Annotated in this window: 7 protein-coding genes; 1 reads left to right on the top strand and 6 read right to left on the bottom strand. The window is 69.3% G+C overall.

The annotated features are described in order from the left end of the window. Positions 1-170: 170 nt before the first annotated feature. From ABZX40_RS19435 to ABZX40_RS19415, 5 genes are all read right to left on the bottom strand, one after another. A complete protein-coding gene (locus tag ABZX40_RS19435) occupies positions 171-956 on the bottom strand; it encodes a hypothetical protein (RefSeq protein ID WP_355739617.1) in 786 nt (261 codons plus the stop codon). A gap of 75 nt (positions 957-1031) precedes the next feature. Next, entirely contained in the window at positions 1032-1508 is a 477-nt protein-coding gene (locus ABZX40_RS19430; protein ID WP_355739620.1) for a hypothetical protein, read from the bottom strand. 320 nt (positions 1509-1828) lie between these two features. Then, positions 1829-2002 carry an SUKH-3 domain-containing protein gene (locus ABZX40_RS19425; protein WP_355739726.1) on the bottom strand — a complete coding sequence of 58 codons (174 nt, stop codon included), beginning with the start codon at positions 2000-2002 and terminating at the stop codon, positions 1829-1831. 112 nt (positions 2003-2114) lie between these two features. Further along, positions 2115-2396: a hypothetical protein gene (locus ABZX40_RS19420; RefSeq protein ID WP_355739622.1), complete on the bottom strand. Its 282-nt coding sequence runs from the start codon at positions 2394-2396 to the stop codon at positions 2115-2117. A gap of 2 nt (positions 2397-2398) precedes the next feature. Beyond that, positions 2399-10099 carry an HYD1 signature containing ADP-ribosyltransferase family protein gene (locus ABZX40_RS19415; RefSeq protein ID WP_355739625.1) on the bottom strand — a complete coding sequence of 2567 codons (7701 nt, stop codon included), beginning with the start codon at positions 10097-10099 and terminating at the stop codon, positions 2399-2401. 451 nt (positions 10100-10550) lie between these two features. Between ABZX40_RS19415 and ABZX40_RS19410 the strand changes: the two genes are divergently transcribed. Beyond that, the gene (locus ABZX40_RS19410) at positions 10551-14093 is read left to right on the top strand and encodes a DNRLRE domain-containing protein (protein ID WP_355739628.1); all 3543 of its coding nucleotides are present in this window, start codon (positions 10551-10553) and stop codon (positions 14091-14093) included. Between the two features lie 76 nt (positions 14094-14169). Here ABZX40_RS19410 and ABZX40_RS19405 read toward each other — a convergent pair whose 3' ends face one another. Then, positions 14170-14886 carry a response regulator transcription factor gene (locus ABZX40_RS19405; RefSeq protein ID WP_355739631.1) on the bottom strand — a complete coding sequence of 239 codons (717 nt, stop codon included), beginning with the start codon at positions 14884-14886 and terminating at the stop codon, positions 14170-14172. Positions 14887-15138: the final 252 nt, after the last annotated feature.

The raw sequence follows: 15138 nt of genomic DNA, 5'->3' as shown, positions 1-15138 counted from the left end.
GCTCCCCTTGCGCTCCTCGGTCAGTCGGCGGGCGGGGCCCTGGGGCGCCCTGCCCGCCGACTGCTGCCACCAAGGTCACTTCACCACAATCAAACAAAGAACACCATGAGGTGTTGTTGATTTTGTTGGAGAGGGGAGGGGAGGGGGAGGAAGCTGGGCAGCGGTGCGGCTCAGCCGCGCAGCTTGTCCGCCTGGGCGGTGACGAGGACGGCGGGGAAGGGAGCGTCCTTGCCGGAGTCGACCGCGGCGGCGTTGACCAGGCTGTAGTGGGCGAGGGTGGCTCCCTCGCGGAAGACGAGCCCCTTCCAGGGGGCGTCGACGCCCTCGACCGGGCTGACGACGGTGAACGCGACGGCCTCGTCGCCCGCGTCGGGGGCGGTGTCCTCGGTGACCTCGGTGGCGGTCAGCTTCTCGCCGCCGATGGTCCACTCGAAGCCGTCCGCGCAGGCGGTGACGGCATCGCCGAGCGTCTTCAGCGCGGCTGCGGCGTCGGCGGCGGAGGGGTAGGAGGCGAGGGTGACCATGCCGGTGTTGATGTTCAGATAGTCGGAGGCGTCGGCGGCGCCGCCGGTGAACCGGCGGTGGGTGGTGGCGTCCGCCGTGCCGAGGGCGGCGCCGGCGATGGTGCGGCCGGCGGGGGCGCAGTCCTCACCGGTGACCTTCGCGGCCTCGGCGGCGGAGACGTCCGACTCCGGTGCCTCGGCGACCTCGTAGTTGTCGAGGTCGGCCTTGGTGAGGGAGGCCGTCTCCAGTTCGGCGGGGGTGAGGGGGGTCGCCTCTTCGACTACGGCGGCGGTCGTGGGGGTGGCGGTGCCGTCCCCGTCCTTCCCCTCGGCATCACCGGAACCGGAGCCGCCGGAGCCGCCGCAGGCGGTGAGGAGGGTGAGGGAGAGAAGGGCGGTGGCGGCGGCGAGGGTGGTACGGGGGTGGCGGTGGCGTATGCCGGGTCTGTGCATGGGGTGCGGTGTTCGCTTTCTGTGGATCTGCTGGTCGGCCGACTTGCCGTCAGCCGGGGTTTTCGTTGGGTGCTTTCACTGGGCCAGCTTGGCGAGCTGGGCGCCGATGAGGGCGGGGGGTACGGCGAAGCCGTCGGGAGTGCGGCCGTCGGGGACGGCGCTGAGGTAGGCGACGGTGTCGCCCTTGCGGAGGACGACGACCTTGACGGGGGTCTTCGTCCCGTCCCGCTCGACTTGGGCGCCGAGCGCCATGGCCTGGTCGGCGCCTTCGGGGGCGAGTTCGGGGGTGATCTGGGTGAAGTGGTGGGGCTTGCCGTCGACGGTGGCGGTGAAACCGTCGGCGCAGGTGTTGGTGGAGGTGGCGAGGGTGTCGAGGGCGGGGGATGCCTTGCCGTCGCCGTACTGGGCGAGCAAGAGAGTCACGGTGACGCTTTCGCCGGAGGCTTCCCGGATCTCCGTAGACGTCGGCTTGGCGATGATGTCGCCCGACAACGCCTCAGCCAAGGGGGCACAAACATCCTGCTCGACCACCACGTCCGTCTGGCCATCCACGTCAGAAACAGTGAATCCGCCTACCTCGTTGGACATCAATGACGCCCCTCGTAGCCCTCGGCTATCGATCGTGGCGCTTCCGTGAGGCATTGGCTTGAGCAGCTCATCTGCACCTCCGCCGCCTCCGCCCGTTGCGGTGCACCCCGACAACAACACACCCAGTATCACTGCCGCCCCGGATCGCCCCAGCCGCATCATACGCTCTCGCTTTCATTCTTCGTGCTCACTGCTATCAAGGCCATGGATTCACCCCCGGACTCCGAGTAACGGCACACCAAATGCCGATCTGCGCCAGCCGAAATCGGATCAAAGTCGAACGGCTAGTCATTGGAAAAATTCAGCCCTGTTCGATTTACAGGTTGGACCACCAACCCTCCGAACTCGGCGATAAATTCCTCAGCTTTCAAGCTCGACGCATGCCCTTCCCGCCACAAGGCCACGAGCCAGGATTTAATATCCCCCCTCCTCCGAAGGCACCAGCCCGAGCCTCGAATGGTCGTAAGTAATCAGGATACCTCGCCTCGAAATCCATCACCCTGGCGATCCGATACTCAAGTGCTCCAATAGCCGCCGACAGCGACGCAGGGTGTGGCCGTGGACGGTACGTCAGAAGTCCGCGTGTGCCTCGTTCCAAGCACGCTCGAACTCTTCCGGAGTGATGGCTTGGACAATGAACTCCGGTTGGCTGGAAATTTCCTCCAATGGCGGAAAAGGAACTTCCGACAGACCAACAGTTGCGGTTTCGAAACCCTCGTCCGCCCATTCGGATCGGCCGTCCCGATAGAACTGCACCTTCCGATTCTCATATCCGTCGTCGCCGAGTTCACTGAGATAGAGCACAGGATCATCAGCGAAGTCGTGAACCCATGCGACCTTGACGTACCTCACCTCTAGTTCCTTCCAGAGTTGAGGATGCGGCCGGTTAGATCAAGTGACCCGCTGTTTAGGATCACGAACACTCCTGGCCTCCCTTCCACTACGTCTAGCCCTCTGACGTCAATTTCGATGTAGTGAGTGAACTTACGTCCAGCCCATGGGACACGCAAGAATGCTGCCGAGAGCTGTCCGAGCGTCTTCGTCCCGGGCCGGATATCCGTCAGATACTGGCCATCTCCATAGCGAGCATCCTTCGGGTTGTTTGCCTTCAGGGAAGGTCTCATCTCGCCACTCGAAAGGATTCCGTCATGCCCCGCTTCATTCGTGTAGTGGTAGAGACTTTGCGGCCCCTCAGAGGCAGCCTCCGCAGGGGCAGCCTCCTCGGACTCACCACAGTTATGCACGAGTACCGGGGCAACGCCCGCCACCACATAGTACGTATGCAGATCACTGACCGTCAGGTTGTGGACCGTGGCGTCCGCCGCCGTCCACCGTTCCACTGCCGTGATCTGGACATACGTGCCGGCGCTGGTGCGCAGCCACTGGCCTGAGGTCAGGTCCGTCGCGTCGATCCACTCGCCCAGTTCCGGGACCCAGAACGGGTGGCCGTCCGTCGCCGTGACCTCGGAGGTCTGGGTGTCGGTCACCGCGATCGTCAGCTTGACCAGGTTCTTGGCGCCCTTGCCCTGGATCTGTGCGGTGACCGTCTCCACGGCCGTCTCGCCGGTTTCCGGGTCCGTGGCGAGGACCTTGTCGCCGTTCTTCACCTGGTCGATGGGCTTGGTGGTGCCGTCGGCCATGAGGACCTGGGTGCCGGGGACGAAGCTGTTGCTGTCATCGCAGCGTTCGTTGCCGCCCCCGGACGACTTCTCCGGTTTCGCCTTCGCCTGCTGAGGCTTGGACTCCGCCTTCTTCGCGTCGGCCTTCTTCGTTTTCTGGACCGCGTTTCCGGTCTTCTCCACCGCCTTCTTCGCCTGGCGCGTCGCGGCCTGCTGGGCCTTCTTCTTCAGCTGGGCGGCGCGTTCCGCCGCCTTGCGCTTCGCTTCCTTCGCCTTGCGCGCCGCTTCGCGAGCCTTCTTGGCCGCCTCGATGATCTTGCGGGCCTTCTCCTTGGCCTTCATCCATGCCTGGATCGCGTTGGCGATGTTGTTCGCCGCCTTCAGCACTCCGGGGATCTTGCCGAGCCTGGTCCACGGCAGTGCGCCGATCAGCACCTTGCCGCAGGCCCACAGGTCGCCCCGGGTGAAGCAGCTCACCACCTCACCGAGGTCGAAGAACTCGCTCAGCGCGGCCCATCCGTGCGCCAGGACGATATCGGTCAGGGTCATGTTCAGCTGACCGTGCGCCCACGCCTCCTCCGAACTCATCGAGTTGCCGCCGCCCCCGCCACCGGCCCCATCCGCCGACGACATCAACCCCGTCGGATCCGAGAACGTCACCGGGTTGTTCTCGCAGTACACATACCCGTTCATCTGGACCGGGTCCGCCAGGTCCAGGACCGGGTCGGGGGAGAGGAAGCGGCCCGTCGTGGGGTCGTAGAGGCGGGCGCCCAGGTGGATCAGGCCCGCGGTCGTGTCCTCCGTGCCGCCGATGTAGCCCTGGTGGGAGCGCCAGGTGGAGGATTCGGCGCGTTCCACGCCGAACGCGTCCGTCTTGGAGAACTTGACCCGGTTGCCCGCGGCCAGGGCGACATTGGCGTACGCCGTGCCGTTCTGGTCGGTGATCTGGGCCGAGAGTTCCGCCGCCGCCGAGCCCTGGGCGTGGCGCATGACCGTGGGGGCGCCGGGCTGGGAGTAGTAGCGCTCGGTGTAGGCGGGGCCGCCGGCCGCGTTGACGGAGATCGTCGACTCGCCGAGATGCAGGGTGCTCTCGGTGGCTGAGAGGGTCATCAGACGGCTGCCGTCGCCGCCGTAGACGTAGGTCGTGGCCTTGTCGGGGACCCAGGACTGGGCGAGGCCGTTCGTGTCGCAGGTGTAGAGCTGGAGGTCGGTGCTGTCGGTGGAGTTGGCGCCGGGGACGTCCAGGCACTTGTTGGAGGCGATGTGGCGGAGTTTGTTGCCGGTGGGGTCGGCCTTCCACTGCTGGGGGGCCGCTCCCGTGCAGTCGGCGATCACCACCGGGGTGCCGTTGGCCGTGCCGCCGTCCTTGGGCTGCGCGCACTTGCCGAGGATCTTCAGGGTGCCGGTGGAGGGGTCGGCGGAGGACGCCGGGTCGATGCGGTACTTCTGCGCCTTGGAGCCGTTGCAGGTGTAGAGCTGGAGGGGGGTGCCGGGGGTGGTGAGGGACGAGGTGAGGTCCAGGCATTTGTTCGCCAGGCCCAGCCAGGCGCCGGAGCCGTTCTCGCCGAAGCCGGTGACGGACTCGACCTGGCCGTCCCAGGTCCAGGTCAGCGCCTGCTCGGAGCCGTCGGCGGTACGGGTGGCCGTGTTGCCGGCGTCGTCGTAGGTGAGGGTCGTCGCCTTGGTGACCTGCGCTCCGGAGTCCGCGGTGTACGTCTTGGACGTGCCGGTGAGGGTGTGGGGCTGGGTGCCGTCCGTCTTGCCGTAGGCGTACGTGGTCGTCGCGTCCTTGGCCGCGTTCAGGCCCGGGTCGTGCTGGATCAGCTTCTCGCGGTTGCCGAGGGCGTCGTAGGAGTAGCTCTGCCAGTAGCCGCTGTTGGCGGCGGTGACATTGGTGGTGCCGTCGGCGTACTTCGGCGCCGCGTGGGTCTTGCCGGTGGCGGTGCAGGACGACGGCGCGGTCCAGGCGTCGGTGAGCTGGCCGAGGGCGTCGTAGCCGAAGCACTGGCGGTCGGTGACCGAGTTGGAGAGGTCGGCGATGGAGGTGACATTGCCGGCCGGGTCGTAGCCGTAGGTGCGGGAGTTGACGCGGTTGCCGGTGACGCCGGTGGTGTCGCTGGTCGACTGGCGGTCGACGATGCTCTGCTTCAGCTCACCCGTGGCCTCGTCGAACAGGTTGGTCGTCCAGACCCGGTTGGGGTTCTCGCCGCTGACCGTGCGCAGCACCTGGCCGTAGGGGGAGTAGGAGGTCTGGGAGGTGTACCAGGCGAGGCCGGAGGTGGAGACCGGCAGGCCGTCCTCGTTGTAGCGGATGACCAGTTTCTCGGCGGGCAGGGTGCCGACGGAGGGGAGGTTGACCGCCTCCAGACGGCCCAGCGCCGAGTATTCGAAGCTGTAGGCGTACTCCGGTGCCAGGTCGTGCTGGAGGGCGACCGACTCGGGGATGCTGATCTTCTGGCCGGTCGGCTGGTAGTCGGTGGTGTATCCGGTGACCGCGGTGGTGTAGGGCTGGCCGCCGGTGTAGCGGGTCTGCGCGGTGGGCAGGCCGGCGCCGCCGATCAGGGTGTCGTACTCGGTCTTGGCCAGCAGGGTTCCGGTGGCGGAGCCGAGGCGCTGTTCGGTGGGGCGGGAGAGGTCGTCGTACGCGGTGTGGACGGTCGCGGTCTCGGAGGTGACCAGGACCGGGCGGTCCAGGGTGTCGTAGGTCGTGGTGGTGGTGCCGGCGTCCGGGTCGACCGATTCGGTCTCGCGGCCCCGGGCGTCGTACGTCCAGGTCCAGCGGTTGCCCTCGGAGTCCTTGGCCTCGACCTGGTCGCCGCGCGCGTCATAGGTGTAGGTGGTCGCGCGGTACGCGGAGCGCAGGGCGTCGGTGAAGGTGTCGACGCGGACCGTGCGGCCCTGGGCGTCGGACCAGGTGCGCTGGGCGGCGGCGCCCTGCGGCGGGATCACCGTGGAGTGGTCGTAGCGGTACTCGTAGCGGGTCGCCTTGGCGGGGACGGCCTGGCCGTTGAGGTAGGGGGTCTCCGAGAGGGTGCGGCCTGCGCCGTCGTAGGAGTAGAGGGTGGCGTTGGGGACCTGGTAGTCGGAGGCCAGGTCGAACAGCTCGATCGAGGGGTCGCCCTCGGCGTAGTAGCCGTTGTTGGTCTGCTGGATGGTGCCGTTGGCGCTGTAGAGGGTGTCGGTGATCAGTCGGCCGCCGCCGACCGCCGGTTCCTGTTTCTGGCGTTCGCGGCCGAGTCCGTCGTAGATGACGGTGGAGGTGTCGTAGCCGCCCTCGTGGGTGAGGGCCTCGGTGGTGATCGAGACGGGCTGGCCGATGGTGGTGCGGTAGCTGAACTTGGCCGAGGGGGACTGGGAGGTCGCGCGGCCCGGGGCCCACACCTCGGTGGAGCGGCCGAGCGCGTCGTAGCCGAAGGTGGTGGTGCGGCCGTTGGTGTCCCGCTCGGAGAGGGCCACCCCGCGGCCCGGTTCCAGCTTGCTGACCTCGCTGTGGCCGAGGGCGTTGGCGGTCTCGATCTCGTGGACCTGGCCCTGGCTCGGGCGGTAGGTGGTGGTGGAGGGGTTGCCGTCGGCGTCCTTGGTGGACGTGGTGCGGCCGTAGGAGTCGTAGGCGACCTCGCCGTCCCTGGTCCAGCCGCCGCCGGTGCCGTTGACGGCCCAGGTGATGGTGGGGTTGGGGGAGGCGGGGGCGGCCGTCGCGCTGAACGCGGTGGTGCCGTCGTAGCCGACGCGGGAGCCGTCGATCCAGTCGGCGGCGGTGGCGGTGGCCGCGTCCGCGCAGGTCCCGGCGGTGGTGAGGGTCTGTGCGGGGAGGCCGATGAGGTGCTTGGCGGTGTTGTGGAGGTAGGTGAGGACCGTGCAGGTCTCGTCGCCGGTCTTCCCCGCGTCGCCCTGGTCCTCGACCTGGGTGGGGAGGCCGTAGGTGTCGTCGTAGGTGTGGACGGTCTTCAGCGAGCGCCAGGTGCGGGTGTCGTCGCCGGTGCCGGAGGAGCGGGTGGAGGTCAGGCTCTGGCTGTCCAGGACCCGGTGCGCCTCCAGGGCCGGGATGCCGCCGGTGCGGTCGCGGCTGGCCAGCAGGATCGACCTCGGGTAGTCGATGCTGCGGGTCAGCAGGTCGCCGCCGTTCTTCGCGTAGGTCAGGGTCTCCGCGACCCGGCCCGCGTACTGCTTGCGGTCGGTGGCGATGGCGGCGCCGGTGGAGTCGACGACGGAGACCGAGCGGGTGCTGCCGCCGGGCAGGGGATCGCCGTGCATCCCCCGGAAGTAGCGGGTCTCCGTCATGCCCCGGGCGGTGGAGACATAGGGGGTGGACAGATCCTCGCCGGTGACGGTGCGGACCCGGGCGTAGCCGCGCCACTGGTCGTAGGTGCGGGTCTTCTTCTTGGAGAACTCCGCCTGGTTCAGCGCCCAGGCCCCGCCGCCGAGATACTCGTAGGAGGTGGTGACGGGGGGCACGCCGGTGAGGGCGGGCATTTCCTGGACCGAGGCGACCCGGTATTTGTGGAACCAGTCGATCTTCTCGACATCGGGGTCGGTGTGCCAGTACACCGGGAAGCACAGGGTGGTGTTGTCCTCCGGCTGCGGGAACTGCCCGCCGGGCCGGCAGTCGTCGGTCTCGTAGGTGACGAGGGTCTCGCCGCCGTACTCGCTCACCACCCGCTGGATGCGCAGCCGGTCGAAGGCCGGGTTCGGGTCACCGGTACCGCGCTTGTACCGGTTGGGCATCGACTGGCTGTTGGCGAGGAACTGCACCGGGTTGAGGGCCTGCGGTTCGCCGTCGGGGGCGTAGCCGGTGCGGGTGACGGACTCCAGCCACAGGGCCGTGCCCTCGTCGGTGAGGTCGGCGGGCAGGGACTGCTGGAGGGTCCAGCTGTCCACCTTGGACAGGTCCGTGGTGCCTTCGGTGCGCTGGGTCCAGGTGGTCACCTGGGCCAGGCGCTTGCGGGACCAGAAGGTGGGGACGGGGACGTAGCACTCCTTGCCGGAGGCGCAGTACAGATCGGCCGGGGTGTCGTACCAGATGCGGTTCTTGGCGAACTCGCCGGAGGTGAAGTTGTCGTTGCTGTCGCCCTCCGCCGTGCAGACGAGGTCGCCTTCCTTGAAGCAGCGCTCGTCGGTGTCGAAGGAGACCCTGGCGATGGGCGGGGCGTAGAGGTCGGCGCTGGTCAGGCCGTATTCGATGCGCCGGAGGTAGCCGCCGCGGTCGTAGGAGACCGGGGTCTTGTACTTGTTGTTCTTCGCGTAGTGGTTCTTCTCCTTCGTCCAGTACAGAGACATGGCGTTGCCGTTGGCGTCGACGACGTAGTCGAGATTCCAGCGCCATGCCTGGGAGCAGAAGGAGCCCGCGAAGTCGTCGGCCTGGTAGCACGGCTCGCCGGGCTGGTTGCCGGCGACGGGCACGCTGAGGACGGAGTTGGTCGCCGGGTCGCCGGTGCCGAAGCCGGGCAGCAGATGCCGGCCGAACCAGTACTGGGTGCCGTCCCTGGTGGTGACGCGCCAGTACTCGCCGTCGGCGTCGCCGTTGCCGAAGCCGGTGTACTTCAGCAGTTCGACGCGTGAGCCGTCGCCGTTGGCGGTGACCCACTTGTCGCCGTAGGCGGAGGTCGCGGTGTCGGGGAGGACCAGGTCCGTGGTGGCGCCGCCCAGGGTGAGGGTGGCGTTGTAGGAGCCCCAGCACAGATCGGTGGTCTTCTTGGTGTTGTTGTGGGTGCCCGCCTGGTCGTCGCGGCAGGAGGTGTACGTCCGGGTGATGGAGCCCGGGTTGTACTCCCAGCCGTCGCCGATCCAGGAGGGCTGGTTGTTGGAGGCCGAGGTACGGCCGTCCACGGACTGGGAGTTGTAGCCGAACGACACCGAGGGCGCCGGGCCGCCGGGGACCTCCGGGACCTGGAGCGGGTAGGTGTAGTTGAAGGAGCCGGCGTTGCCGCCCGCGGACCAGGTGCCCGCGCTGACCAGCGGGGTGGCGCCGAAGTCGCCCTTGGAGCCGGCGCCGGAGTCGGTGGCGAGCAGCACGGAGGAGCCGGAGCCCGCGGCTGCCGCCTGCGCGAGGGAGGCGAGACGGGGGCCGCCCGGGTTCCCGGGGCCGCGGTACAGCGCGTCGGTGACGGAACCCTCGGAGCCGGTGGCGGCGGGGGTGACGGTGGTGGTGCCGCCGGCGGCGAGTGCCTCGGCGTCGACCTCGGCGAGGATCCTGCGCTCGTAGACCGGCTTGCCGTCGGTGTCGGTGCCGGTCTGCTCCACGACGTTGTCGGTGTTGACCTCGGTGGGCTCGGAGCAGCCCTCGGTGTCCGGGGTGGTCAGGAAGCACGCCGGGTACTGCACGAACGACAGCCGGTCGGCCCAGTTGGCGCCGTACAGGTCGGAGAAGTCGGAGTAGTCGAGGGCGATGACCGCGTCGCCGGTGGCGGTGGCGGGCGGGGTGACCGTGAGGGCGACGCCCTCGATGCTGGTGGTGGCGAGTTCGCTCTGATCGGCGAGGGCGACCTGCCAGTTGCCCTCCAGGGCGGTGGCCTGGGCCGGCTGGGCGTCCTCGGGGGCGCCGATCTCGACGGGCAGGACGGTGGTGCCGTCGGCGCTGCTGATCGGGATCAGCTCGCCGGGGGTGAGGCCGGTGAGGTCCTTGGCGACGGTGCCGCCCTCGGGGGCGGTGACCTGGGTGGGCTCGTACTCCGCGGGCTGCTCGGCCTCACTGGTCGTCAGCTCGGCCAGTTCACCGCCGTCGGCGCCGTCGGCGTCCTCGGGGACGGGCAGATCGACCAGGTCGACGCCGCTGCGGTCGTCCTTCGGCGGTACCGCCACGGCGGCGGGTGCGACGCCGGCCACCAGGGCGACGAAGACCGCGCCGACCACGGCGGTGCGCAGCCGGGTCCGGACCCTGCGGTCGGCGTTCGACAGCGCGTGTCCGCGTCTGCCGCTCCAAGAAAGTGATCCCCACACAGCGGCAGCCCCCGCGGACACAGTTCCTTCACTTGAGATCACGAATGGTGAATCACCCATTCACGGAAAGTCAACAGGTGTGAAATGGATCACGAGATAAATTCCCACAGGTTTATCAAAGGCTGCTGAATCATTTCCTTTTACGGCAAGATCATCCCAATGGGGATGTAAAGGACCGTCATATGTGCTGGGGTTGTGGCGATTTGGCGCAGAACACCCCGGAGCGCGAAGCAGCAGCTCGCCTCACCCTTGAAGACGTACGAACGACGCCGTCCGCTCCCGGTCCGAGGTCAAGGAAGGACAAAGGCAGAGGGGCTGTAGCGCAATTCCCTGCCATCAGCCATGCTCTGTGCTCGCTTTCCCGGTCGCCTGCTGCGCGCCGGAAAAGCGACACAGAGTGCTGAAGAGTTCCGGGCTTTCCGGAGCTTCAGGGGGAGGGGACGAAAAGCCCATGGAACGTCGTCGCTTCGGCCTGCCCGCGTCCGGGCGGGGCCGAGCGGGGGTGGCCGCCGTCATCGCCGGCGCGCTCGGCCTCGGTCTGCTCACCGTGCCGCTGCTCGACGGCGGCGATCCCCCCGGCTCCGCCGCCTCCCCCGGCACCGCCCGGCCGAAGCAGGCCGCCGCCACGCTCGACGAGGAGGCAGCCCGGACCCGTGCCGTCTCCACCGGCGAGCGCGTCGAGGTGACCGCGCTGCGCGACGAGACGTCCACCACCTACGCCCGCCCCGACGGCAGCTTCGAACTGGTCGCCTACGCCGCGCCCGTCCGGGCCAAGGTGAACGGCGCCTGGAAGCCCCTCGACACCCGGCTCACCCGCACCGACGAGGGCTGGGCGGCACGGGCGGTGGGCGACCCCGTGGTGTTCTCGGCGGGCGGCAGCGGCGACGCCCGCACCCCCGGCGGCACCACCACCCGGGCCGAACCGGCGGTGTTCACCACCACGAAGAGCGGCCGGACCCTGCGGATCGCCGACGAGACCACCCCGTACAGCGAGTTGGCCACGCTCACCAGCGAGGGGCACGAGGTGACGCTGAGCTGGCCGGGTGCCCTGCCCAGCCCGGTGATCAGCGGCTCCAGCGCGCTGTACCGGGATGTGCTCGACGGGGTCGATCTGCTGCTGACCGCCCAGGACAGCGGCTTCAGCCAGGTCCTCGTGGTGCACAGCGCCGCCGCGGCGGCGAACCCCGCGCTCGACTCGCTGTCCTACGGGCTGTCCTCGCCCGATCTGACCTTCCATCTGGACCCGGTCACCAAGGTCGTCACCGGCCGCGACCGGGACGGCGGGGAGATCGCCGTCTCCCCCACGCCCTACATGTGGGACTCGGCGGGCGAGTACGCCGTCACCGAGGGCCCCGACCCCGAGCCCACCGAGGAGCCCACCGAGCCCGCCCCCTCCTACTCCGAGGAGCCCGGCGCACCGGTCGGCGAGGAGACCGCCGCCCCCGACACCGGTTCGGACAGCGCGGCCCCGACGGAGGAGGCCACCCCGGCTCCCCCGCCCGCCGAGGACCCCGGCCCCGCCCCCGAGACCACCGAACCGGCCACGGACGGCGCCGATCCCGCCACCCACCGGGGAGACGGCACCGGAGACGGCCTCGTACGGACGGCCCCGTACCGCGAGAGCGCCGATGCCGATGCCGACGCCGACGTCCGGCGGGCTGCCCTGACCGACGCCGAGGTGTTCGCGCTCCCCGGGCTCGCCGGACCCGACCCCGGCACCCATATGGCCGTGGCCGGTGCCGCGCTCACCGCGCCCGGCACCACCTCCACCGCACTGACCGTCGTCCCGGACGCGGAACTGCTGTCGGACACCGGCACCGTCTACCCGGTCTTCATCGACCCCACGATCTACGGCAAGACCAAGCACTGGACGACCGCGTACAAGAAGTACCCCAGCTCCAGCTTCTACGACGGCACCAACTACAACTCCGGCACCACGGAGGCCCGGGTCGGCTTCGAGTCGACGACCTGGGGGCTGTCCCGCTCCTTCTTCAACATCGTCTGGGCGGCGAACATCAAGGGCGCCCATATCTCCTCCGCCACCATCCGGCTGCGCGAGACCTACGCCTGGTCGTGCAGCGCGCGGGAGATGCAGGTGTGGCTGACGGGGGGCATCTCCTCCAAGACCACCTGGAACAACCAGCCGGACTGGAAGACGGAGATCGGCACCAAGTCCTTCGCCCACGGCTGGAACTCCAGCTGCCCCGACTCCTATGTCACCTACGACGCCAAGGCGGTCGCCCAGGACGCGGCCGACGGCGGCTGGTCCTCGATGACCATCGGGCTGCGCGCCACCACCGAGGACTCGGCGTACTCGTGGAAGAAGTTCCAGGCGGAACGCGAGAGCGCGCCCCGGCTGGACCTGACCTACAACCGCAAGCCGAAGACCCCCAGCTCGGTGACGATGAGCCCCGGCAGCACCTGCGACCGGACCTCCCCCTACCTCCACATCGGCAAGCGCAATGTGATCCTCTCGGCGGCCTCCTCCGACCCGGACGACACCTCCGTCCGGCAGGACCTGAGGTATCTGGACTTCGAGCTGTGGCGCACCGGTGCCACCGACAAGATCCTCGACCGGAATGTGGCGGTGACCAGTACCGGCAAGGCATCGGTGGAGATCAACAAGGCGGAGTTCACCAACGGCTGGACCTACTCCTGGCGGGTCCGGGCGATCGACCACAGCGGGGCCGCCTCGGCGTACTCCCCGACGGCCAGCCCAGGGGTGTGCCGGTTCATCTTCGACAGCGACGCGCCGAACGAGCCGATCGTGACCTCCCCCGTCGACTTCCCGAAGGCCGACGACGACGGCACGATCTGGTCCAAGGTCAAGTTCGGCACGTCCGGCTCCTTCACCTTCGCACCGGACGACGACCTGGACGTCACCCGCTTCGAGTGGTCCTTCAACACCACCAGCTACGGCGAGGGCCAGAACGTCACCGCCGGCGCCTCCCTCACCAAGTCCCTGTCCCCGCCGATGGCCGGGCCCAACGTCCTGTACGTCCGGGCCAAGGACAGCGGCGGCAACCCCTCGCTCGGCACCAAGTACCTCTTCTACGTCACCCCGCGCGACAAGGCCGACGGGCCGGGCGACCTGACCGGGGACGCCATCCCGGACGTCCTGGTCATCAACGCGGACGGCGATCTGCGGATGCACGCCTCCACCCTCACCGGCGATCTGCACGCCTCCCTCTCCGCCGCCCACGACAACGGCACCGGGCTGCTGGCCGACCCCGACGAGGACGGCGAGGCCCATCTGCCGGGCTACTGGAAGGGCGCCGACGGCAAGCCCGCGCTGATCACCCACGGCGGTGACGCCCTCGGCGGCGACGGCGTCGGCGATGTCTTCGCCCGGATGCCCGACGGCAAGCTCTATGTCTACCCCGGCGACGGCTACGGCAGTGTCGACATCGCCGGGCGGATGACCGTACGGCTGCCCACCGGCTCACCGGACCCGGCGACCCTGAACCAGCTGATGGTGGGCGACTACGACCTCGACGGCCGGATCGATCTGTTCGCCACGGCCACCGGCGGTGAGCTGTGGGCCTTCGACGGCTACACCGGGGCCACCTTCCTCAAGGTCACCAAGATCTCCGCGACGGCCTGGCTGGAACGGGACCTGGTCTCGGTCGGCGACCACGATGCCGACGGCGCCCCCGATCTGCTCTGGCGCTCCGAGGCCAGCAGCCGGCTGTATCTGCGCTACGGCGTGAAGGACAGCACGGGCGGCTCCACGATCGCCTCGCTGTCCACCGCGGCCGCGTCCAAGACCGGCGCGGACGAGGTCTACGCGGAGGGCTGGGACAAGACGACCGTCCCGGTGACCCATCTGCGCGGCACCGCGGACGTCAACAACGACCGTATCCCCGATCTCTGGGCGCTGGGCAGCGACAACGCCGTCCACTTCTACAAGGGCGGGGCGTCGGTCCTCGGTGCGCGGGTCGCGGTGATCAGCCCGGACAGCGCCTGGCGGACGTCCCAGTTGATGATCGGCTGATCGGCTGACGGCGGCGACCGTGAGCGAGGGGGGCCGGGGTTCGAGCGAACCCCGGCCCCCCTCGTCGTCGCCGCCCCTACGGCCCCCGCTCCACCCCGTTCTCCGAAACCCGCCCCGCCGTCGGGTGGAACGGGCCCGCGTGGTCCAGCAGGCCCGTGCGGGCGGCCAGGGCCGCGGCCTCCAGGCGGGAGCCGACGCCCAGTTTCATCAGGACGCGCTGGACATGGGTGCGGGCCGTCGACGGGGCGATGCCCATGCCCGCGGCGATCAGCCGGGTGTCCTCGCCGTCGGCGACCCGGACCAGGACCTCGACCTCGCGCGGGGTGAGCATCCGCAGCAGTCGGCGGCCCTCGTCGTCCGGCTGGGCGGCGGGGTTCAGCAGTTCGCTGAACGCGCCCTGGAGCAGTTGCGGGGCCACCGCCGCCTCCCCGGCGCGGGCCTTCATGATGGCGCGCTCCACACCCTCTATCCGCTCGTCGTGCCGTACATAGCCGGAGGCGCCGGCCGCGAAGGCCGCCGCGATGCCGCGCGGGCTCGGTACCGGTCCGAGGACCAGCACCGCCACCTGCGGACGCTCCCGCTTGATCTTCGCCACCGGGTCGAAGGCCCCCGGCTCGGCCGGTGTCGCCGTCCCCAGCAGGCACACCTCCGGCGCTCGCGCGATCACCAGTTCCGCCGCGCCCGCGGCGGGTGCCGCCGCGGCGAGCACCCGGTGCCCGCGCAACTTCAGTGCCGAGGCCAGCGCCTCGGCCAGCAGGCGGTGGTCATCGACCACCATCAGCCGCACTCCCATCGAGAACCCCCCAGTCCCCCCAGTCCCCCCATGGATGCCCACTACGGGTCGTCATCGCTCCCCATGATCGGAGCCCGTGACACCGGGCCCGGGACACCCCTGCTCCTCATGCCCCCGGAAGCTACACGCTTGTTCGACATTGCGCTTCCCCTACCGGAGAGATGTGCCCCGGATCGCTGAAAATCCTCGCATTCGCGGGTGTTGGGCGAAACGCGCACCGGACCGGCCCTGAGCTGGGGCGGCGCGGGGAGA

This window comes from Streptomyces sp. NPDC004610, from assembly GCF_040609715.1.
In the GTDB taxonomy this organism is placed as follows: domain Bacteria; phylum Actinomycetota; class Actinomycetes; order Streptomycetales; family Streptomycetaceae; genus Streptomyces.
The sequence above is the reverse complement of the archived record's forward strand: the minus strand, read 5'-3'. Positions and strand labels throughout refer to the sequence as shown.